Source organism: Paracoccus sp. NFXS7, assembly GCF_040148865.1.
GTDB classification, from domain to species: Bacteria; Pseudomonadota; Alphaproteobacteria; order Rhodobacterales; family Rhodobacteraceae; genus Paracoccus; species Paracoccus marcusii.
Genome location: NZ_JAKEKV010000002.1, coordinates 1 through 19,892, shown reverse-complemented (window position 1 = coordinate 19,892; position 19,892 = coordinate 1). Strand labels below are relative to the sequence as shown.

Here is a 19,892-nt window from a genome sequence, read left to right as displayed (position 1 = left end):
CGACAGAATCAGGCCCACCTGTTGCGAAAAGCGCATAGCGGGGTTGCCGGTTTTGCGGCTACCGTTCGCGGGCTGCCGAAACTATCTCCTGTCTATCCGAAATGTGCCCGCTGACCGGGCAAAGTGAAAACAGGTGAACTGATGTCGACGATCGAAACGAACCGCAGCGTGGCTGTCGGAGGCGTGGGCAACGTCGTGGCGCAAATCACGTCGCTGATCGCGTCCTGGCGGGAAACCCGCATGACGCGTCGCGAACTGGGCCGCCTGTCGGACCGCGAGCTGGACGATATCGGTCTGTGCCGCGGCGACATCGAGCGGGTTGCGCGCGGCTTCTAAGGCTTGCTGCCACCATTGACGAACGAACCCCCGAAAGCGGAATGCTCGCGGGGGTTTTTTCATGTCCTGATGGTGGCGCAGGGTCAGCCCCGGATCATCACCAGCGTGGTCCAGTCGCCCATGTCGTCGCGCCGGTCGGGGGCAAAGCCCACGGCCTGATACGCGGCGGTGACCTCATCCGCCTGGGTGGTCAGGATGCCCGACATCACGATGCGGCCGTCCTTGGCGACATGGCGCGCCATGTCGGGCGCCAGATCGATGAGCGGCTGCTTGAGGATGTTGGCCAGCACCAGGTCATAGGGCGCCGCACGTTCCAGCATCGGGTGGTCGAACCCCGCCGCCTCGACGCATTCCACGCGACCGTCTAGGCCGTTGGCGATCACGTTGGCGGCGGCGGTGTCGACGGCAACCGGGTCGATGTCGCTGGCCAGGACCGTGACGTGCCACAGCCGTGCCGCGGCCATCGCCAAGACCGCCGTGCCGCAGCCGATATCGGCGATGCGCGTCGCCTTGAACCCGTCGGTGGCCAGGCGGTCCAGCGCCTCGAGGCAGCCCTTGGTAGTGTTGTGGTGCCCGGTGCCGAAGGCCATCGCGGCCTCGATCCACAGCGCCTCGACACCTTCGGGGATCTGGTCGACATCGTGGCTGCCATGCACGAAGAACCGGCCCGCGCGGACGGGGGTCAGTTCGCGTTTGACATGGGCGACCCAATCGACATCGGGCAGTTCGGACACCGCAAAGGGCTGCGCGCCATAGGCGGCGGCCAGGATCGCCAGCGCGATCTCGTCGGGGGCTTCGGTGAAATAGGCGCCCACCTCCCACCGTTCGCTGCCGTCCTCGATCTCGAAGACGCCGGTGCCGACGGGCTCGGGGGTCAGGTCCTCGCAGGCAAGCGCCAGGTCTTCGGCGGCTTCGCGGCCGGGCAGGTGGGTCAGCGCGGTATAGGTGGCCATCAGATCGGATCCGGGTTGGGAATGCTGGCCTGTACGCCGGTGCCCTTCAGGCCGCAATAACCGTCGGGGTTCTTTTCCAGATATTGCTGATGCGCTTCGTGCGCGAGCCAGAAGGGGCCGGCGGGGACGATCTGCGTGGTGATCTTGTCCATGCCCTGCACGGCCAGACGGTTGTCATAGTCGATCTTGGACGCCTCGGCCGCCGATTCCTGCAGGTCGGTGAAGGTCATGATCAGGCTGCGATACTGGTTGCCCACGTCGTTGCCCTGGCGGTCGCCCTGCGTGGGGTCGTGGTTTTCCCAGAACAGCTGCAGCAGGTGATCATAGCTGATCAGCGAGCTGTCATAGATCACGCGCACGACCTCGGCATGGCCGGTGTCGCCGCGCTTGACCTGGTCATAGGTGGGGTTCTGGACGTCGCCGCCGGCAAAGCCGACCTCGGTCAGCCAGACGCCGTTCTGCTTCCAGAACAGCCGCTCCACCCCCCAATAGCAGCCCATGCCGAAAATCGCCTGGTCATAGCCGGCGGGCGGGGTGGCCCCCAGGGGGCGGTGAAAGATGGCGTGATCGGTCATCGGGGCCTCGTTGATGGATGATGGGGCAAACGCCTGCAGGCGCGCCGGGGTTCAACCGCGCGGGTGCGCGGCGCGATAGACGGCCATCAGCCGTGCGTCGTCCACCCCGGTATAGACCTGGGTGGTCGACAGGCTGGCATGGCCCAAAAGTTCCTGGATGGTGCGCAGATCGCCACCCGCGGACAGAAGATGCGTGGCAAAGCTGTGGCGCAGGGCATGGGGCGTCGCGCTGGCCGGCAGGCCGATGGCCGCGCGGGCCTGGCGCATCGCGCCCTCGACCGCGCTGGCGGTCAGGCGGCCGCCGCGGATGCCGCGAAACAGCGGCGCGTCGGTGCGGTGTCCCCAGGGGCACAGGCGCAGATAGGCTGCGATCGCGTCGCGGGCCACCGGCAGGACCGGCACCTGCCGTTCGCGCCCGCCCTTGCCGCGGATGATCAGCCCTTCCGGAAAGGGCCAGTCCGCCCCCTCCAGCGCCAGCGCCTCGGAGATGCGCAGCCCCGACCCCCACAGCAGGGTCAGCACCGCCAGGTCGCGCGCGCCCACCCAGGGGGTCGCGTGATCGGCCACGCGGTCCAGCGTGTCCTGGGCCTGCAGGGGGGTCAGCGGGCGCGGCAGGCTGCGGCTGTATTTCGGGCTGCGGGTCGACAGGGCGGCGGACAGGTCCAGCCCCTCGCGGTCCGAGATCCAGCGCAGGAACGACCGCACCCCGGACATGCGTCGCGCCAGCGACCGCGCGCCCAGACCCCGGCCGCGTTCGGACGCCGCGAATGCGCGCATGTCGGCCTGGCGCAGGCGGGCCAGGGCCGCGGGGGGGACGGGTTCGCCCCAATGGGCCGCGATGAACTGCAGGAACGCGACCAGATCGGCGCGGTATGCGGTCACCGTATGGTCGGACCGGTCGCGGGCCGCGGCCTCGGTCTCCAGCCAGCGGTTCAGGGCGTCGGCCGTGGCCGGGGCCATCATCCGGGCAACCGCGCCAGCAGGGCCATGCGGAACACCTGGCCGAAGAACCGCAGCAGGTCGGTGCCATGCGCGGGCATGAACCGCGTCGGATCGCTGCTGCCCATCAGCAGCACCGTGCGCGGCCGCGCCGGACCCAGGTCCAGGGGCAGCAACGCCTCGGACGCGATGGTGCGGCCATGCAGGGGGCGGGTCACCACCAGGGCCGCGCGCAACACGATGTCGTCGCCACGCGGCGCCCGCCGCCCGGCAGTCAGGATGCGGTCGATGGTGCCGTGCGGGACCGCCACCGCATCGCGCGGCAGGTCCAGGGCGGGATCGTCCTCGACCACCAGGCGCAGCGTCTCGATGCGCAGCAGGGGGGCGATGTCGGTCTGCAGGGCGGCGATGAAGTCGGCCAGGTCGGCCGTCTCCAGGAGGCCCAGGACGGCACGGTGGATCACCGCCATGCCGGACTGGTTGTCATAGGCGGCGGCGATCACGCTTTCATGCGTGGATTCCAGACGATCCAGCCGGGTCTCCAGCGCCTGCATCGCGCGGCCGCGGATGTCGATGACGTTGTCGCCGACCTCGGCCTCGCGTGCGGCGACCAGGGCCCGCATCAGGTCCCGGTCGGCCAGGATCGCGCCCGGATCGGCCAGCAGCCGGTCGCGGGTTTCAGGGTCCAGCGCGTCGGTCATGCGGGTCTCTCCGGGGGGCGCGGATCAGAGGATCTTCTGGCCGGTCTGGGCCCAGTCCGCGTTGAACTGTGCCAGACCCTTGTCGGTCAGGATGTGGTTCGCCATCGACTTGATGACCGAGGGCGGCGCGGTGATCACGTCGGCGCCGATCTTGGCCGCGTCCACGATGTGGTTCACCGTGCGGATCGATGCCGCCAGGATCTCGGTCTCGTAGCCGTAGTTGTCATAGATCTCGCGGATGTCGGCGATCAGGTCCATGCCGTCCAGGTGGATGTCGTCCAGGCGCCCGATGAACGGGCTGATGAAGGTCGCGCCCGCCTTGGCGGCCAGGATCGCCTGCGCCGGGCTGAAGCACAGCGTGACGTTCAGCTTGTGGCCCTCGTCCGACAGCACGCGGCAGGCCTTGAGGCCGTCCCAGGTCAGCGGCACCTTGATGCAGACATTCGGCGCGATCTTGGCCAGGTGGCGGCCTTCGGCGATCATGTCGTCGGCCTTCTCGGCCACGACCTCGGCGCTGACGGGACCCTCGACCATGGCGCAGATCTCGGCCGTGACCTCGGCGATGGCGCGGCCCGACTTCAGGATCAGCGACGGGTTGGTGGTGACGCCATCAACCATGCCCAGGTCGTTCAGCTCCTTGATCGCGGCGATATCGGCGGTGTCGACAAAGAATTTCATGGCGCGTCTCCTCAGGGTGCGTTTGTCTGGGTGATACTGCAGATGGGGGCGGGCGGGAAGGGGCACAACCCATGCGGGGGCTTGCAACCGACGCGCGGCCCCGTCTTTATCGCGCCATCATGACCCCGCCCGAATTCTTTCCCCCCCGCGCCCGCATCGCGGTGCTGACCGCCGAGACGGTCGGCGTGCTGGACTATCTGGCGCCCGACGAGGGCGTGCGCCAGGGACAGTTGGTGCTGGTGCCCCTGGGGCCGCGCCGGGTGCTGGGTCTGGTCTGGGGGCCGGGCAAGGGCGATTTCGACCTGGCCAAGCTGCGCGCCGTCGCCCGCGTGCTGGACGCACAGCCCTTCGACGCGCGGTTCCTGGATTTCCTGACACGGGCGGCGGAATACACGCTGACGCCACTGCCGCTGATGCTGCGCATGGCCACGCGCGCGCCCGACATCGACCAGCCGCCCGCCGCGCGGCGGATCATCGTGCCCGGATCGGGCCAGCCCGGTCGCGCGACCGAGGCGCGGACCCGCGTGCTGCAGGTCATGGCCGACCACGGCGGGGCCAGTTTTGCCGCATCGGAACTGGCACAGCTGGCGGGCGTCGGCACGTCGGTAGTCAAGGGCCTGGTCGCCAGCGGTGCCCTGGCCGAGATCGAGGCACCGCGCGATCTGCCCTATCCCGCGCTGGACCCCACGCGGCCCGGCAAGCCGCTGGCCCCCGACCAGCAGGCGGCCTCCGACACGCTGCGTGGCGCGATCCGGGCGGGCGGTTACGGCACCACGCTGCTGCGCGGGGTCACCGGGTCGGGCAAGACCGAGGTCTATCTGGAGGCCGTGGCCGAATGCCTGGCGCAGGGGCGGCAGGCGCTGGTCCTGTTGCCGGAAATCGCGTTGTCGGCCGAATTTCTGGACCGGGTCGAGGCGCGGTTCGGCGCGCGGCCCGGCGAATGGCACAGCGGCATCACCCGCACCGAACGCCGCCGGCTGTGGCACATGGCCGGGCGCGGTCAGGTCGGGCTGGTCGTGGGCGCGCGTTCGGCGCTGTTCCTGCCCTTTGCCGATCTGGGCCTGATCGTCGTCGATGAGGAGCATGACGGCAGCTACAAGCAGGAGGATGTCGTCTATTACAGCGCCCGCGACATGGCGGTGCTGCGCGCCTCCATCAACCGCGCGCAGGTGGTGCTGGCATCCGCCACGCCGTCTCTGGAAAGCTGGGTGAACGCCGCGACCGGGAAGTACGCGCGCCTGGACCTGCGGTCCCGCTATGGCGAGGCCGAGCTGCCGCAGATGGCCGCAATCGACCTGCGCGCCGAGGCGATGGAGCAGGGGCGCTGGATCTCTCCGACGCTGGCGCAGGCGGTGACAGACCGGCTGGCCAAGGGTGAACAATCCCTGATCTTCCTGAACCGGCGCGGGTTTGCGCCGGTCACCGTCTGCCGCGCCTGCGGCGAGCAGATCGGCTGTCATCAATGCGATGCGCGGATGGTGGAACACCGTTTCCAGAACCGCCTGGTCTGCCACCAATGCGGAGAGACGCGGCCCATCCCCACCGCCTGTCCCAGCTGCGGGGTCGAGGGCAAGCTGGCCCCCATCGGCCCCGGCGTCGAACGCATCGCCGAGGAGGTCGCGGCACGGTTCCCCGATGCCAAGGCCACCGTGCTGTCGTCGGACCTGTTCCATTCCGCCCGCGCGCTGAAGGAGACCATCGCCCAGATCTCGGAAGGCGACACGGACATCATCATCGGCACGCAGATCGTGGCCAAGGGACACAACTTTCCGCGCCTGACGCTCGTGGGCGTGGTCGATGCCGATCTGGGCCTGCAGGGGGCCGACCTGCGCGCGGCGGAACGCAGCTTTCAGCTGATGCGCCAGGTGGCGGGCCGTGCCGGGCGGCAGTCGGGGGCCGCACCGGGGGTGGCACTGCTGCAGACGCATCAGCCCGATCACGCGGTGATCCGCGCCATCCTGTCGGGCCAGGACGAGACGTTCTGGGATGCCGAGGCCGCGGGCCGTCAGGCGGCCGGCATGCCACCCTTCGGCAGGCTGGCGGGGATCATCCTGTCCCATCCGGACCTGGGCACGGTCGCCGATTTCGCGCGCCATCTGGCCGGTCTGGCCACCCCCCTGGCCGAGGTCGGGGCCGAACTGTGGGGGCCGGCGCCTGCGCCCATCGCTCGGGTGCGGGGACGCCACCGCATGCGCATGCTGATCCGCGCGCCGCGTCAGGCGCCGCTGCAGGCGGCGATCGCCGATTGGCTGTCGGGGGTCAAGCTCCCCACGAACATGCGCCTGTCCGTGGACATCGACCCGCAAAGCTTTCTGTGATCAGTTCTTCAGGACGATGCAGCGCCCGCCAAGCGACTTGAACCGGTTGCAGAACCGCGTGGCCTCGTCGCGCGACGAATAGCCGACCTGCGCGGTGAAGACGGCGCGCGGCATGCTGTTCAGCCGCTTGCGGACATAGCCCACCCGCGCCCCGTCGGTCAGGATCGGCCGCAAGGTGCGGTTCAGCCGTGCGACCTGCTGGGCCGCGCCCGCCTGGCTGGGATGGCTGGCCACGACCACGCCCCAGGGCATCGCCGGGGGCTGGGTGTTGAACTCGCGTAGCGACCGGTCGCCGGCCATCCGTTCGCAGGCCGGGCGAAAGGCCTGGTCGTCGGCCAGGGCCAGCTTGACCTCCTGCTGGGGCGGGGGGTTGTCGCGCCAGCGATGCGCGCTGAACCCGGTGATCGATTCGACATAGTCGACCGTCTCATAGGGCAGGGTCGTGGCCTGCGCGATGAACCGCGCAGCGCGGTTCTCTCCGCCGTTATAGGCGACGGCGGCCAGGCCGATATTGCCGAACCGGTCGCGCAGCTGGCCCAGATACCACGCGGCCTTGGAAATGGCCTGGGCCGGGTTGAACGGATCGTCCAGCCAATACAGATCGGCCGTGCCCGGCATGAACTGCGCGATGCCAAGCGCGCCCGCCGGGCTGACGGCAGAAGGTTCGAACCGGCTCTCCTTCCACAGCAGGCGCGCCAGGAAGGCCGGGTCCAGCCCGTGATCGGCAGCATTGCGTTCGATCAGCTTGCAGACATCCGCGGCATAGCTGTCGCGCGCGATGCAGTCGCGCCCGTCATCGCTGCAGCGCAGGTTTTCGGACGTGCGGGGCGGGGGCAGGCCGTGGGCGGCGTCGATGGCGGGGCGCGCGGACAGGGGCGCGGCCACGCAGAACAGCGCCACGACGGCGGCACCAAGATGTCTGGAAAGGGTCATCATCGCGACGGGCCGTTCATCCGCCCGCGCCCGGTGCGCGGGCGGACGATCACTTGGACTTCTTCGACTTGGATTTCTTGGCAGGCTTGGCTTCGGCCGACTTGGCCTTCGCGGGCTTGTCCTTGGCGGGCTTGGCGCTTTTGCGCGCGGCCTTGGCCTCGGGGCTCTCGGCCTGACGTTCGGCCTTGCGGGCGGCGCGGCGCGCGGTCTTGGCGGCCTCCTTCTCGGCGGCCTTGGCGGCTTTGGCCTCGGCCTTCTGGGCCTGCTTGGCAGCGTGGCGCTCCGCCTTGCGGGCGGCCTTGGCTTCTTCCTTCTCGACGGCCTTGGCGGCATCTTTCTGGGCCTTGCGGGCCGCCTGCTTGGCGGATTTCTGCGCCTTGTCGTCGCCTGCAGTCGCGGTGGTCGCGGGCTCTGCCACGGCGTCGGCCGGGGCGGGCGCGGCCTTTGCACCGCGCTTGGGAATGCGGTGCGGTTCCGTCCGCAGGTCCGTCTTGCGCGTCTCGGCGGACTTGCGGTCGGCGGGGGTGCGCGGCACGGTCGCCTGCTTGCGCTTGGCGGTCGCGGGTTTGGCACTGGCAGGTTTGGCTGCCGCCTTGGCCGCCGCCGGCACGGCGGAAGGGGTGCCGGGCGCGGCAAGGCGGCGCTTGCGGCGTTCCATGTCAACCCGGCGCAGGGCCGCGCGCAGCATCTCGGCCGGAGCCGGGTCGCCCTCGGCGGTCGTCGCCTCGGCGCGGGCGGCGCGCAGCGCATCGATCAGCGTCAGCAACGCCGCATCGTCCAGCGCCCCAAGCGCGGGATGGCGGCTCTGTTCGGCCAGCGTCAGTTGATCGGGGTTGAGCAGTTCCTGTTCGCGCTTGGCATAATTCGGCATTCGCGGGACCCTTGGCGGACGGATGATGTGTTCGGCAGGACTGTGCGCAGGAATCGGCGCATTTGCAATTGGAAAGGGCCCCGGTCGCAACCGGAGCCCCCTGATCTTTTCGCAGGCGTGGCCGCCCCGTTACCGCGAGGGCACGGCGCTTTCGACCGGCGAGATGAAGCCCGCATCCGTGGCGAACGGATCGCTGACCAGCGACGGCTGGACCGAGGTCGCGGCCGGAACCGCCGTCATTGCGGCATAGGGATCGGTGAACCCCGTCGGCACGGCAGATTCGACCGGTGCGGATGCGACCATCGCGGTCTGCATCGGCGCGGATGCGACCTGCGCGGTCGCGGCCGGGTCGGCCGTCGGCTGCACCGCGGCGGCGGGCACGACATAGCCTTCGGGCGTTTCCTGCATCGGGCCTTCCATCGCGACGCTTTCGGCCTGCGAACGGACGATCACCTCGGTTCCTGTAGGAATCTGTTCGAACAGGTCGATGACGTCCTGGTTGAACATCCGGATGCAGCCCGCCGACGTGGCCTTGCCGATGGACGAGGGGTCCAGCGTGCCGTGGATGCGGTAATAGGTGTCGACGCTGCCCTGGTACAGGTACAGCGCGCGCGACCCCAGGGGGTTCTGCATGCCGCCGGGCAGGCCGCCCGCGAACTGGCCGTAAAGCTGGGGTTCGGTCCGCAGCATGTTGTCGGTCGGGCGCCAGCTGGGCCAGGCCGCCTTGCGCGCGATCGTGGCGCGACCTTCGAAGGTCAGACCTGCGCGCCCCACCGCCACGCCGTACCGCATCGCCTGGCCGCCGGGCTGCACGTGATAGAGGACGCGCGCATAGGGGTCGACGACGATGGTGCCGGGGGCCTCGGTGCCGTTATAGGACACCAGCTGGCGGGTGTTGCGGTCGTTCAGATAGGCAGCGCGGACGGCCGCGATGGGAATCGGCTCTCCGTCCGGGCCGCGGTCGGTGCGGGCCTTGTAGATCTCGGGGATCTCGACCGGCTGCTGGGCGGTGGGGGTCGTGGTCTCTTGCGAGGGACCGCAGGCCGCCAGCCCCAGGGCCAGCGCCGCGAAAAGGGAAGCGAGGCGCATCGTTGCTTGTTCCTTGTTCATCGTCGGTCGCGCCGGCAGAGGCGGTTCCGAGGCAGCATCTGTTCTGTTGCGCCGCAAGGCGGGCGCGATTCGCATGTTCTTCCATGAGGCCGCCCGCCGATCCGCGTCAACCCCGAGCCACCCTCGACGGGGTCCGTGCCGCATCTGCGCCCGATCTCTGTGGCGCTACGGCGTCAGGTGGATCACCTTTATGCGCCTAATGAACAACTTGGCGTGTCTTCGGGTTTCATGTGCAGGCGAAAACTTTGCGGCGATCGGGCGGGCGCCGGCGTTGCGGGTTCGCGGGTGCCCGCCTAGGCTGACCGCGATACCCGCCGCTGGAAAGGCCGATCCGTGACCCCTTCGACAGACCCCACCACCGTCCCCGCCCGGACCGGCGCGCTGGCGCCGCTGGGCTATCGCGACTTTCGCCTGCTGTGGAGCGCGACGCTGGTGTCGAATTTCGGCGGCCTGGTGCAGGCCGTGGGCGCGGCCTGGCTGATGACCCAGCTGACCGACAGCGCCACGCTTATCGCGCTGGTGCAGGCCTCGAACACGCTGCCGATCATGCTGCTGGCGATCGGGGCGGGGGCGCTGGCCGACATCTTTGACCGCAAGACGCTGCTGATGGGCGCGCTCATCTTCATGGCGGTGGTGTCGCTGGCCTTGGCCGCGGTGGCCTGGACGGGGGGGCTGACGCCTTGGCTGCTGCTGGGCTTCACCTTCCTGCTGGGGGCGGGGCAGGCGGTTTATAACCCGCCCTGGCAGGCCAGCATGGGCGATCTGGTCGACCGGAAGGACCTGCCCGCGGCGGTCAGCCTGAATTCCGTGGGCTTCAACCTGATGCGCAGCGTGGGGCCCGCGGCGGGCGGCCTGATCGTTGCCACACTGGGCGCGTCGGCTGCCTTTGCGGTCAACGCCATCAGCTATCTGCCGCTGCTGGGGGCGATGTCGCAATGGAAGCCCAAGCTGGCGCCGCGCGTCACCACGCCCGAGCCGTTCATGGCCGCGATGGGGGCGGGTCTTCGCTATGTCGCGCTGTCGCCGAACCTGCTGCGGGTGATGTCGCGCGGCGCGCTGTTCGGCTTTGCCGCCATCGCCGTGCTGGCGCTGCTGCCGCTGGTCGCCAAAAGCCACCCCGAGGGGGGGTCGCTGCTGTTTGGCGGCCTGCTGGGATGCTATGGCGTCGGCGCGATCGGCGGGGCGCTGCTGAACCCCCGCATCCGCGCCCGGCTGAACAACGAGAACGTCGTGCGCATGGCCTTTGCGGGCTTTGCGGTCTCGGCCCTGGTCCTGGGCCAGACCCAGTCGGTCTGGCTGCACGCGGCGGCGATGCTGCCTGCAGGGGCGTCCTGGGTGCTGGCGCTGTCGCTGTTCAACGTGACGGTGCAACTGTCCACGCCGCGCTGGGTCGTGGCGCGCGCGCTGGCGCTTTACCAGATGGCGACCTTCGGCGGCATGGCGGCGGGCGCCTGGATCTGGGGCATGGTGGCGGGCACGCAGGGCCTGGATGCGGCGCTGACGGCCGCCGGGGGCGTGCTGCTGCTGGGGGCCGCGATCGGGTTCTGGCTGCGGGCGCCCGAATTCGGTGCGGTCGATCTGGACCCGGTGAACCGCTTCCGCGAGCCCGCGCTGATGCTGGACCTGCGGGGGCGGTCGGGGCCGATCATGGTGATGGTCGATTACCGCATCGACCAAGCGGATGTGCCGGAATTCCTGCGCCTGATGCAGCGGCGGCGCAACATCCGCAGGCGGGACGGGGCGCGCAACTGGTCGCTGCTGCGCGACCTGGAGCATCCCGACCAGTGGAGCGAAAGCTATCACATCGCGACCTGGGACGAATATGTCCGCCACAACCTGCGCCGCACCAAGTCGGATGCCGAGGTCGCGGTGGCCCTGCGCGCGCTGCACAAGGGCGACACCGACCCGCTGGTCCACCGCATGATCGAGCGTCACACTGTCGGTCCCCAGGACGACGTTCCCCTGGTAGGCAAGATCGAGATCCCCTGACGGGTCGTTTCCCTCTCGCCCGCACGCGCGGGTTGTGCCAGATCTGGTGCAACCCGTGGCACGAAAGGGCCGGCCGATGATCAGACTTGTCCTGTTCCTGGCGCTGATGCTGCCCGCCGCGGTGCAGGCCGGGCCTTGGCCGCGCGAGGCCGGGCGGACCTTCCTGTCGCTGTCGGGGGAACGCAATCGCGCGGACAGCAGCTATGCCTCGGCCTATGCCGAATACGGGCTGACGCCGCGCACCACGCTGGGGATGGAACTGGGCCGCGCCGACCAGGCGGAGACCAGCGCCATCCTGTGGCTGCAGCGCGCGCTGGACGACGGTCAGGGGCCGAACCGCTTTGCGATGCAATCGGGCGCGGGGGTGATCCGGCGGGACGACCTTACCCTGCCGGTGGTCCAGGGCGCGCTGTCCTGGGGCCGCGGTTTCGACCGGGGCTGGATCACCGCGCAGGTGCTGGCCAAGATGACCGGCAGCGCGCCGGACCCGCGCGCGCCCATGCGCCCGTCCTTTGCCGCCAGCTTCCTGACCGCCGAACGGGTGATCAAGACCGACGTGACCCTGGGCCTGCGTCCGCGCGACGGGCTGATGGTCATCAACAGCCTGTGGCTGGAGCACCCCCAGGACGAGGAATATTCCGCCCGTCTGATGTCGTCGCTGGTCTTCGACGTGCCTGGCCCGGTCAAGGTGGAACTGGGCATGGTCAATCCCCTGTCCGGCCCGTCCGAACAGGCCGTCCGGCTGGGCACCTGGCTGGAGTTCTGAAACCTACAGCCGGTCGCGCCAGCGGTTCACCAGCGGATAGCGGCGGTCCAGCCAGAAGGCGCGGGTCGAGATGCGCGGCCCCGGTGCGGCCTGATACCGCTTCCATTCGCTGACATAGAGCAGCTTTTCCACATGCCGCACCGTGTCCGCATCGAACCCCCGCGCCACCAGATCGGCCAGCGACAGATCCTGTTCCACCAGCCCATCCAGGATCGCGTCCAGAACCTCATAGGGCGGCAAGCTGTCGTCGTCGCGCTGGTCGGGGCGCAGCTCGGCCGACGGCGGCTTGGTGATGATCCGCTGGGGGATCACCTCTCCGGGCGCGCCCATCATCCAGTCGCGATGGTTGGCATTCCGCCAGCGGCAGGTTTCGAACACCCGCGTCTTGTAGAGGTCCTTGATCGGGTTATAGCCGCCCGCCATGTCGCCATAGATGGTGGCATAGCCCACCGCGACCTCGGACTTGTTGCCGGTGGTCAGCAGCATCTCGTTGAACTTGTTGGACAGCGCCATCAGCATCACGCCGCGCAGGCGGGACTGGATGTTCTCCTCGGTGATGTCGGGGCTCGTGCCCTCCATCAGATGCGCCAGCGCATCCCCCACCGCGTCGCGCGCCCCGTCGATGCGCACGGTGTCCAGCCGCGCGCCAAGCCGCGTCGCGCAATCGGCCGCATCCTCCAGGCTGGCTTGGGAGGTGTATTCCGACGGCAGCATCACGCAGCGCACGTTTTCCGGCCCGATCGCATCGCAGGCGATGGTGGCGACCAGCGCGCTGTCGATGCCCCCCGACATGCCCAGCAGCACCTTGCGGAATCCCGACTTGCGCAGATAGTCGCGCAGGCCCAGCATCATCGCGTGGTAATCCTGCTCCCACGCGTCGGGCTGGGGCGCCATCAGGCCCGGTTCGGCCTGCCAGCCATCGGGGCCGTGGGTAAAGTCGACATGCACCACCGCCTCCTGGAAGGCGGGCAGCTGCACGACCTTGTGGCCGCCGGGGTTCAGAACGAAGCTGGCCCCGTCATAAAGCTGGTCGTCCTGGCCGCCGACCATGTTCACATAGACCAAGGGCAGGCCCGTCTCGACCACGCGGCCGACCATGTGGCCCATGCGCAGGTCCAGCTTGTCGCGGTGATAGGGGCTGCCGTTCGGCACGACCAGGATCTCGGCCCCGGTCTCGGCCAGGGTCTCGGCCACGTCCGGGTACCAGCTGTCCTCGCAGATCGGGCTGCCGATGCGGGCCGCGCCCACCGGATAGGGGCCACTGATCGGCCCGCTGTCGAACAGGCGCAATTCGTCGAAGAGCTGCTTGTAGGGCAGGTGATGCTTCAGCACGCGCGCCACCAGCGCCCCGTCCCGGAACACCCACCATGCGTTGTAAAGACGACTGCCGTCGCGCCACGGCCCGCCGATGCCGATGGCGGGGCCGCCCGTCAGCGACGTGCCAAGGGCCATGATCGCATCCTCGGCCTGGGCGGTGAAGGCGGGCTTCAGCACCAGGTCCTGGGTCTGGTATCCGGTGATGAACATCTCTGGCAGGGCCAGCATGTCGGCGCCTGCATCGCGCGCCTGTTCCCAGGCATCGCGCGCGCGGGCGGCATTGCCGTCCAGGTCGCCCACGGTGGCGTTCAGCTGCCCGATGGTCAGGCGGAAACGGTCGGTCATCACGGGCACCCCGGTTGTGTGGCACCTTGGATAGAGGATCGCCCGGCCAAGGAAAAGTCGGCCTTTGCGCATGGGTGCCTTCCGGGGTAAACCTGCGGCAAAACACCGTAAGGGGCGACAGGCGATGAAAGCGGCAATCGGAACGGCCTTGGCATTGGCGATCTGGGCAGGCCCTGCGGCCGCCCAGGTCATCACCAAGCAGTACGACGATGGCGGCGTCTACGAAGGCACCTTCCGCAACGGGCTGCAGCACGGCCAGGGCAGCTATGTCCTGCCCAACGGCTATCGCTACGAGGGGGACTGGGTCGAGGGCCAGATCATGGGCCAGGGCCGCGCCGCGTTTCCCAACGGGTCCGTCTATGAGGGCCAGTTCGCGGGCGGCAAGCCGCATGGCCAGGGCAAGATCACCTATGCCGACGGCGGCACCTACGAAGGCGCCTGGGCCGAGGGAGAGATCACCGGGCAGGGCGTCGCCCGCTATGCCAACGGGTCCGTCTACGAAGGCCAGTTCGTCAGCGGCCTGCATCAAGGGCGCGGCGTGCTGACTCAGGCCAACGGCTATCGCTACGAGGGCGACTGGAACGCCGGCGTCAAGGAGGGGCAGGGCAAGATCACCTATCCCGACGGCGCCACCTATGAGGGCGCGATGCTGGCCGGCCAGCGCGCGGGACAGGGCAAGCTGGTGATGTCGGACGGGCTGACCTACGAAGGGGTCTGGGCGGCGGGTCAGATGTCCGGGTCGGGGGTTCTGGTCCAGCCGACGGGCGACCGGTACGAGGGCCAGATGCAGGGCGGGCGTCGGCAGGGCAAGGGTGTCGCGACCTATGCCAACGGCGACGTCTATGACGGCGATTTCGCCGATGACCGCCGCCACGGCCAGGGCACGTTCACCGGTGCGGACGGCTACGTCTATGTCGGCGAATGGTCCGAAGGCCGCATGGAGGGCCGTGGCCAGATCACCTATCCCGACGGGTCGGTCTATCTGGGCCAGATGCGCGCCGACCGGCCCGACGGCACCGGCAAGATCACCTATGCCGACGGCTCGACCTACGAGGGCCAGTGGTCCGAGGGCGTGATCGAGGGCGAGGGCAAGGCCAGCTATGCCAACGGCATGGTCTATGAGGGGGGCTTTCGCAACGCGCGCAACGACGGGCAGGGGCGCATGTCCTATCCCGACGGCTATGTCTATTCCGGTGCCTGGAAGGACGGCCAGCGCCACGGCGAGGGGCAGGCCACCTATCCCGACGGCACGGTCTATACCGGCAGCTTCGTGGACGGGCTGCGCGAGGGCCAGGGCCGCCTGACCACGCCCGACGGGTTCATCTACGAAGGCGGCTGGAAGGCGGGAGAGATCGACGGCACCGGCGTCGCGACCTATGGCAACGGCGACCGGTACGAGGGCACCTTTGCCGCGGGCAAGCGCCAGGGTCAGGGCGTCATGCGCTATGCCACCGGCCAGATCGCGTCGGGCGAGTGGCAGGACAACCGCCTGATCGAGGCCGACCAGGGATCGACCGACATGGCCCCCACCGAAGACGCGCCCGACCTGCCGGCCGAGGCCCCGTGACCGCGTTCCGCCGCGCCACCGCGGCCGACCTGCCCGCGATCCTTGCCCTGCTGGCCGACGATCAGTTGGGCGCAGGGCGAGAGGACCCGGTGGATGCCGCGCGGTATCGTGCGGCCTTCGACCTGATCGACGCCGATCCGGCGCAGATGCTGGCCGTGGCGCAGGACGGGGACCGGGTGGTCGGCACCCTGCAACTGACCTTCATCCCGGGGCTGACGCGCAGCGGCGCGCTGCGTGGCCAGATCGAGGCGGTGCGCGTCGCCCGCAGCCATCGCGGCGCGGGCCTGGGCCGGGCGATGATGGACTGGGCCATCGCGGAATGCCGGGCACGGGGCTGCGTGCTGGTGCAGCTGACGACGGACCGGTCGCGCAAGGATGCGCACCGGTTCTATGACGGGCTGGGGTTCGTCCCGTCGCATGTCGGATACAAGCTGGCGCTGGACTAGCGGGCGTCGTCGTTCGAAAACAGGCCGGTCAGCGCGCGGCTGACCAGGTTTCCGACCTTGGGCCGGGGCTGCGACAGGAACGGCAGCGGGCGGCAGACCTCCATCGCGGCGATGCCCACGCGGGCGGTCAGTGCGCCGTTCACCAAACCTTCGCCGAAACGGCGCGACAGCTTGGCCAGGATGCCGCCCCCCGCCATCGTGTGGATCAGGTCGTCCCCGGCCGCCACCGCGCCGGTGGCGATCAGATGCGTCATCACCGTCCGCGCGAGGCGCCAGCCGCCGACGGCACCGGCGCGCCCGCCATAAATCTCGGCCATGCGGCGGATCATGCGCAGGTTCGCGGCCAGGGCGGCCGCCACGTCGGCCAGGGCGAGCGGGACCAGCGCGGTCGTCGCGGCGACCGTCCGGGCGGCGGCCTCGATCTCGCGGCGCGCCTGCTGGTCCAGCCCGGCCAGCAGCTCCGTCTCGGCCAGGGTCAGCAGGGCCTGCGCGTCAAAGGTCTCGGCCCGGCGGTCGGCCAGGCGCTGACGCTGCCACTCCATCTCGGGGCGCTTGGCATAGAGGGCGACCAGGCCGTCGGCAACCGCCTTGGCCTGATCCAGGCTTTCGGCGGCCAGGGCGGCGCCGGCCTGCCGCTGCAGCGCGTCGATCCTGGCCATCCGCCGCCAGGCTCGCCATTCCCGCAGCGCCATCCCCAGGGCCGCGATGGTGAAGACCGCGAATAGCGTGACGGCGATCCAACCCAGCAGCGGATAGCGGGTCATCAGCCCGTCAATGAAATCCAGCGCCATCACGCCCAGAAGGAAGGTGAACAGCGCCGCCCCGGCATTGATGAACAACCGCGTCAGACGCGATGGCGGGCGCCCGACCAGCCGGGCCACCATCTGCATGGTGCGCGGCTGGGGCAGCGGGGCGTCGCTGATGTCGATGGCAGGGGCATCGGCGGGGCTTGGGGCGTCGTCCGCGCGGGTTTCCGTGCGGGGCGGCCGCGGCCGGGTGCCGGTATCGTCGTCCAGGGGCATCAGGACCGGACCGCGCGGGCGTTTGGGGGCGTCTGTCACAGGCGGTCTCCGATCAGGAATTCGGCGGCGCGGTCCAGCCGGATGTGGGGCGGCCCGTCGCCCGGACGCGTGGTCAGGGGGGCGGGGGCAAAGTTCATGATCGCGTAATCGGCATCCAGCCACGCCTGCGCGCCCTGCCGCGCGGGATGCAGCAGCACCGCGGGGTCGGTGGGCAGTTCACCCGGAAAGAACGCGGCCTGCCGCCCGTCCAGCAGGCGTCCGCGCACGGCGGGCAGGTCGCCGTCGGGCTGGGCGATCATGTCCTCGGTCGTGGCGCGCAGGGCGGCGATGGCCATCGCCTCGGTCCGGGCGCCCTGGAAATCGGCGCGGTCGCGGGCCTCGCGCAGCATGGCGGACAGGATCGCGGTCAGGCGGTTGTGCTGGGTGTGATGCAGGTGGTCGGCCTTGGTCGCGGCGAACAGGATGCGTTCGACCCGCCGCGTGCCCAGAAGCTGGCCCAGCCAGCCTGCGCGGCCGGGGCGGAAGGCCGACAGGATGTCGGCCATGGCGCGGCGCATGTCCTCGACCGCCTGGGGGCCCTGATGGATCGCGCCCAGGATGTCGACCAGCACCACCTGGCGGTCGATGCGGGCAAAGTGGTCGCGAAAGAAGGGCCGGATCACCCGCGACTTGTAGGCATCGAACCGGCGGCGGAATTCTCGGCCAAGCCGCGTGGCCTGCAGGTCGGGCGGCAGGGGCGCAAAGGTCAGGGCGGGCGATCCAGCCAGCTCTCCGGGGATCAGGAACCGGCCGGGCGTGCAGTCCGACCAGCCCGCGTCGCGCGCCGCGTTCAGATGCGCGGTATAGATGTCGGCCAGCTGCTGGGCCTGCGGTTCGGTGAAGCCGTCATCGCGGGGCAGCGCCTGCAGCGCGGTCAGGAACCGGTCGGCGCCGGGGCGGCCCGCGATGCGGTCCAGCACCTCGGTCGACCATTGCGCAAAGTCGCGTTCCATCAGGCGCAGGTCCAGCAGCCATTCGCCGGGATAATCGACGATGTCCACATGCAGGTTGCGCGCGCCGCGCAGCCCCCCGAACATGCCGCCGCCCTGCAGGCGCAGCGACAGGCGCAGCTGGCTGACGTGACGCGTGCCGTCGGGCCAGTGCGGATCGGGGCCGGTCAGCGCGGCCAGGTGGCGTTCGAAGTCGAAGCGGGGGATGGTGTCGTCGGGCTGGGGCTGCAACCACACCGCCTTGAGCCGCCCGTCGGCGGCAGCGCGCAGCGACGACATGCGCCCGCGTTCCAGAAGGTTCGCCACCAGCGAGGTGATGAACACCGTCTTGCCGGCCCGCGACAGGCCCGTCACGCCGATGCGGATCACCGGATCGGACAGGCCCAGCCCCTCCATCACGTCGCTGCGGATACCCATGTCTGCCCCTGTTCGTTTCGCGACACCCAACGCCGCGGGTGCAAGATAGGTCCGCGGAGGCGCGATGTGTAGCGGCGCGATTGTGCCCGGTGCCCCGGCGGCGCTAGAAGGCGGGCATGACGGATGCCCTGCCCATCGACGACGCCCTGCCTGCGCTGTGCGCGGCGATCCGCAGCCACGGCCGCGCGGTGCTGGTGGCCCCGCCCGGCGCGGGCAAGACGACGCGGGTGCCGCTGGCGCTGATGGATCAGGTTGCGGGCCGCATCCTGATGCTGGAGCCGCGCCGCCTGGCCGCGCGCGCTGCGGCCGAGCGCCTGGCGCAGTCCCTGGGCGAGGCCGTGGGTGGGCAGGTCGGATACCGGATGCGCGGGGAATCGGTTCGGGGCAGCCGCATCGAAGTGGTGACCGAGGGCATCCTGACGCGGATGATCCAGACCGATCCCGCGCTGGAGGGCGTGGGCTGCGTGATCTTCGACGAGTTCCACGAGCGCAGCCTGAACGCCGATCTGGGGCTGGCTCTGGTCTGGGAGGCGCGGGGCGCCCTGCGAGAGGATCTGGCGGTGCTGGTGATGTCGGCCACGCTGGATGCGGGGCCGGTGGCGGCGATGCTGGACGACGCACCCGTGGTGACGTCCGAGGGGCGGGCCTTTCCGGTCGAGACGCGCTGGCTGGACCGGCCCCTGCCCGCCGGCGGGCGGTTGGCGGATGATGCCGCGCGTCTGATCGCAAGGGCCGAGGACGAGACGCGCGAGACGGGCGGCACGATCCTGGCCTTTCTGCCCGGAGAGGGAGAGATCCGCCGCGTGACGGCGGCCCTGTCGGGGACGGGCTGCGAGGTGCTGCCCCTGTATGGCGCGCTGCCGGCCGCGGCGCAGCGCGCGGCGCTGGCCCCGCCGGGGGCGGTGCGGCGGATCGTGCTGGCAACGGCCATTGCCGAGACCTCGCTGACGATCCCCGGCGTGCGGGTCGTGGTGGATGCGGGGCGCGCGCGGCGTGCCCGGTTCGATCCGGGCAGCGGCATGTCGCGGCTGGTGACCGAGCGGGTCAGCCGCGCCGAGGCCGAGCAGCGGCGCGGCCGGGCGGGGCGGGTGGCACCGGGCATCTGCTATCGCATGTGGGCGCGGGCCGAGGAGGGGGCGCTGCCGGCTTTCGCGCCACCCGAGATCGCCGTGGCCGACCTGACCGGGCTGGCGCTGGAACTTGCCGTCTGGGGGGCGGGGGCCGCTGATCTGGCGTTCCTGACGCCGCCGCCGGACGCCGCGCTGACCGAGGCGCGTGGGCTGCTGGCCGATCTGGGCGCGCTGGATGCGGAGGGGCGGATCACGGCGCATGGCCGGGTGCTGGCACGGCTGCCGCTGCATCCGCGTCTGGCTCATATGCTGGCGCTGGCGGGGCCGGCTGCCGCCGAACTGGCGGCGCTGCTGTCGGACCGCGACCCGCTGCGCGGGGCGGGGGCCGATCTGGAGCATCGGCTGCGCGCAATCCGCGATCCGGGCGCGCGTGCGGCATTCGAGGTGAACCGGCAGGGCATCGAGAGGATCAGGGCCGAGGCCAAGCGGTTGCGGCGGCTGGTTGCGTCCCGCGACGGCGGCGGGGGGGACGATGTCCCCCCCGCCGTCG

The 19,892-nt window shown here is 70.2% G+C and carries 18 protein-coding genes; 7 read left to right on the top strand and 11 right to left on the bottom strand.

What is annotated here, in order from left to right:
* The first annotated feature begins 141 nt into the window (after positions 1 to 141).
* The gene (locus LZ686_RS04750; RefSeq protein ID WP_042250734.1) at positions 142 to 336 is read left to right on the top strand and encodes a DUF1127 domain-containing protein; all 195 of its coding nucleotides are present in this window, start codon (positions 142 to 144) and stop codon (positions 334 to 336) included.
* An 83-nt stretch (positions 337 to 419) separates the two neighbouring features.
* On the opposite strand, the gene LZ686_RS04745 is transcribed toward LZ686_RS04750, so the two are convergent.
* From LZ686_RS04745 to fsa, 5 genes are read right to left on the bottom strand one after another with little or no spacing between them, the layout of a single operon-like run.
* A complete protein-coding gene (locus tag LZ686_RS04745; RefSeq protein WP_046000758.1) occupies positions 420 to 1,289 on the bottom strand; it encodes a 50S ribosomal protein L11 methyltransferase in 870 nt (289 codons plus the stop codon).
* Positions 1,289 to 1,864: a peptide-methionine (S)-S-oxide reductase MsrA gene (gene msrA / locus LZ686_RS04740; RefSeq protein WP_349547131.1), complete on the bottom strand. Its 576-nt coding sequence runs from the start codon at positions 1,862 to 1,864 to the stop codon at positions 1,289 to 1,291. The genes LZ686_RS04745 and msrA overlap by 1 nt, the downstream gene beginning before the upstream one ends.
* Before the next feature lie 51 nt (positions 1,865 to 1,915).
* Entirely contained in the window at positions 1,916 to 2,827 is a 912-nt protein-coding gene (locus LZ686_RS04735) for a tyrosine recombinase XerC (protein WP_349547130.1), read from the bottom strand.
* Entirely contained in the window at positions 2,824 to 3,504 is a 681-nt protein-coding gene (locus tag LZ686_RS04730) for a DUF484 family protein (protein WP_045980932.1), read from the bottom strand. The genes LZ686_RS04735 and LZ686_RS04730 overlap by 4 nt, the downstream gene beginning before the upstream one ends.
* 24 nt (positions 3,505 to 3,528) lie before the next feature.
* A complete protein-coding gene (fsa, locus tag LZ686_RS04725) occupies positions 3,529 to 4,182 on the bottom strand; it encodes a fructose-6-phosphate aldolase (protein ID WP_046000760.1) in 654 nt (217 codons plus the stop codon).
* Between the two features lie 119 nt (positions 4,183 to 4,301).
* On the opposite strand from fsa, the gene LZ686_RS04720 reads away from it, so the two are divergent.
* The gene (locus tag LZ686_RS04720; protein WP_349547346.1) at positions 4,302 to 6,500 is read left to right on the top strand and encodes a primosomal protein N'; all 2,199 of its coding nucleotides are present in this window, start codon (positions 4,302 to 4,304) and stop codon (positions 6,498 to 6,500) included.
* On the opposite strand, the gene LZ686_RS04715 is transcribed toward LZ686_RS04720, so the two are convergent.
* The 3 genes from LZ686_RS04715 to LZ686_RS04705 form a co-directional block, all read right to left on the bottom strand.
* Positions 6,501 to 7,436: a lytic transglycosylase domain-containing protein gene (locus LZ686_RS04715; protein WP_349547129.1), complete on the bottom strand. Its 936-nt coding sequence runs from the start codon at positions 7,434 to 7,436 to the stop codon at positions 6,501 to 6,503.
* 46 nt (positions 7,437 to 7,482) lie between these two features.
* Positions 7,483 to 8,304, bottom strand: coding sequence for a hypothetical protein (locus LZ686_RS04710; protein WP_349547128.1), 822 nt, complete (start codon positions 8,302 to 8,304; stop codon positions 7,483 to 7,485).
* 129 nt (positions 8,305 to 8,433) lie between these two features.
* Positions 8,434 to 9,393: a L,D-transpeptidase gene (locus LZ686_RS04705; RefSeq protein WP_349547127.1), complete on the bottom strand. Its 960-nt coding sequence runs from the start codon at positions 9,391 to 9,393 to the stop codon at positions 8,434 to 8,436.
* Positions 9,394 to 9,747: 354 nt separating this feature from the next.
* On the opposite strand from LZ686_RS04705, the gene LZ686_RS04700 reads away from it, so the two are divergent.
* A complete protein-coding gene (locus LZ686_RS04700) occupies positions 9,748 to 11,403 on the top strand; it encodes an MFS transporter (RefSeq protein ID WP_045980930.1) in 1,656 nt (551 codons plus the stop codon).
* A gap of 76 nt (positions 11,404 to 11,479) precedes the next feature.
* On the top strand, positions 11,480 to 12,169 hold the full coding sequence (locus LZ686_RS04695) for a hypothetical protein (RefSeq protein WP_349547126.1): 690 nt from the start codon (positions 11,480 to 11,482) through the stop codon (positions 12,167 to 12,169).
* A gap of 3 nt (positions 12,170 to 12,172) precedes the next feature.
* Here the strand turns inward: LZ686_RS04695 and LZ686_RS04690 are convergent, their stop codons facing one another.
* Positions 12,173 to 13,831, bottom strand: coding sequence for an NAD+ synthase (locus LZ686_RS04690; RefSeq protein ID WP_349547125.1), 1,659 nt, complete (start codon positions 13,829 to 13,831; stop codon positions 12,173 to 12,175).
* Positions 13,832 to 13,955: 124 nt separating this feature from the next.
* Between LZ686_RS04690 and LZ686_RS04685 the strand changes: the two genes are divergently transcribed.
* Together LZ686_RS04685 and LZ686_RS04680 are read left to right on the top strand one after the other, a co-directional pair.
* A complete protein-coding gene (locus LZ686_RS04685; protein ID WP_347917832.1) occupies positions 13,956 to 15,398 on the top strand; it encodes an MORN repeat-containing protein in 1,443 nt (480 codons plus the stop codon).
* Positions 15,395 to 15,844 (top strand): GNAT family N-acetyltransferase, encoded by a 450-nt coding sequence (locus LZ686_RS04680; RefSeq protein ID WP_349547124.1) that lies wholly within the window; start codon positions 15,395 to 15,397, stop codon positions 15,842 to 15,844. Before LZ686_RS04685 ends, LZ686_RS04680 begins: the two co-directional genes overlap by 4 nt.
* Here LZ686_RS04680 and LZ686_RS04675 read toward each other — a convergent pair.
* Positions 15,841 to 16,905 carry a YcjF family protein gene (locus tag LZ686_RS04675; protein ID WP_084693825.1) on the bottom strand — a complete coding sequence of 355 codons (1,065 nt, stop codon included), beginning with the start codon at positions 16,903 to 16,905 and terminating at the stop codon, positions 15,841 to 15,843. The two genes, LZ686_RS04680 and LZ686_RS04675, sit on opposite strands and share 4 nt — an antisense overlap.
* Positions 16,902 to 18,272, bottom strand: a complete 1,371-nt coding sequence (locus tag LZ686_RS04670) for a YcjX family GTP-binding protein (protein WP_046000766.1) — start codon at positions 18,270 to 18,272, stop codon at positions 16,902 to 16,904. Before LZ686_RS04670 ends, LZ686_RS04675 begins: the two co-directional genes overlap by 4 nt.
* Positions 18,273 to 18,388: 116 nt before the next feature.
* Between LZ686_RS04670 and hrpB the strand changes: the two genes are divergently transcribed.
* Positions 18,389 to 19,892 (top strand): ATP-dependent helicase HrpB (gene hrpB, locus LZ686_RS04665; protein ID WP_349547123.1); only part of this gene is annotated, 1,504 nt, incomplete at its 3' end.